The 1663-nt window shown below is 35.9% G+C and carries 2 protein-coding genes; one reads left to right on the forward strand and one right to left on the reverse strand.

Annotated features, from left to right (window positions below; all coding sequences use genetic code 11):
- Nucleotides 1–784 (forward strand): EFR1 family ferrodoxin (locus ACI3VO_RS01940; RefSeq protein ID WP_439756292.1); only part of this gene is annotated, 784 nt, incomplete at its 5' end.
- 39 nt (nt 785–823) lie between these two features.
- Here ACI3VO_RS01940 and ACI3VO_RS01945 read toward each other — a convergent pair.
- Nucleotides 824–1663: ATP-binding cassette domain-containing protein (locus ACI3VO_RS01945; RefSeq protein WP_439756293.1), on the reverse strand; the 840-nt coding region annotated here is incomplete at its 5' end.

Genomic DNA, 1663 nt, shown 5'->3' on the forward strand with positions numbered 1-1663 from the left:
GGTTTTATATTTTTCAGGGACAGGAAATTCACTTTATATTGCAACGAAAATCGCAGAAGCTCTAAATGACAAAATTGTTTCGATTGCGGATTTGGTATGTAATGAGCAATACTATCTGAAGCTCGACGATGGAGAGACTATTGGCTTTGTATACCCTGTTTACGCTTGTGCTCCTGCAGATATAGTGACGGATTTTATTAAAAAGGTTAAATTTGAAGGATATACAGACAACTATATTTACTCTGTGTTTAATTGTGCTGGTTCGCCAGAATATACTTCACGAATTATCAGAAATACAGCCGCAAAAGCAGGGTTGACAATCCAAGGCTTTTTCGATGTTCTTATGCCAGGTAACTACATTACGCAAAAAAAACACCTTCCTCCAGAAAAGGGACAACAATACTTGAATAACTGCGATAATAAGATTGATCAAATCGTATCAAGTATTCGCAAAAGAGAATCTAACTATAAAAAGGAAAAGCATTCGTTTTTACTTTCTTATGGATTACACAAGCTAGCTATTTTGGAAAAGACCGAAAAATTCACTTTTGGAGATGAGTGTGTACGATGTGGAAAATGTGTAGATATCTGCCCTATGAGTGCCATTACGATGACAAAATATAAACCTGTACGAGATCAAAACAAATGTGCGTTTTGCCTTGGATGTGTCAATATCTGTCCTACTAGAGCTCTGAATGTGAGTAACAAAACTCAAGGAAATCCACAGTATATAAATCCACATTACGACGGTAAGGCATGTAACAGCTTAAAAGAAAGGCTGTAAAGTCATAAAAATAAGACCATCAAATTGATGGCCTTTTTTTTACATAAGTTCTTCCCAAAGTTCATAAAGTTCTGCTAGCTTATCCTCTAAGCTAGCTTTTTCCAAGCTAACCTCCTTAGATCTCTCAGGGTTAGAATAAACCTCCTCTAAGCAAAGAAGCTCATCGAGTTCACCTATCTTATTTTCGATTTCCTCGATTTCCTTTTCTGTATTAGCTATTTTATTTCTATTTTTCTTTTGCTTTTCGCGCTCTTCACGTTCTCTACGTTTTTCTTCCTTTAGCTGAGTTTTAGTTTTTTCTGATTCCTCTTCAACATTCGCTGCTATTTCTTCAGATTCTTTCTTCTTAGCCATGTAGTAGTCGTAGTTACCAAGGTATTCAGTCACACCGTCTTCGTTTAAAACAAGAATTTTGTCGACTACTGTATTTAAGAAATATCTGTCGTGCGAAATAGTGAATATAGTACCAGTGTAATTATTTAAAGCCTCTTCTAGAACCTCCTTAGAGTCTATATCTAAGTGGTTTGTAGGTTCGTCAAGAAGTAAGAAGTTCGCCTTAGATAAAATAAGCTTCAATATAGCAACTCTGGCTCTCTCACCACCGCTAAGAGATGAAATTTGCTTAAATACATCCTCATTTTCAAATAGAAAAGCTCCGAGCATAGTTCTGATTTGAGTTTGAGTTAGGTTAGGATTTTCGTCCCATATTTCATCGATAATAGTGTTGTTGAGGTTTAGAGTTTTTTGCTCTTGGTGGAAGTAAGAAACATTTACATTCGTACCGAGCTTAACATCACCAGTTAGAGGAGTAAGCTCCTCCATTATTATTTTAAACAATGTAGATTTACCTATTCCATTAGGCCCTATTAAAGCGACCTT

The sequence above is a fragment of the Intestinibacter sp. genome (assembly GCF_051866655.1).
GTDB lineage: Bacteria > Bacillota > Clostridia > Peptostreptococcales > Peptostreptococcaceae > Intestinibacter.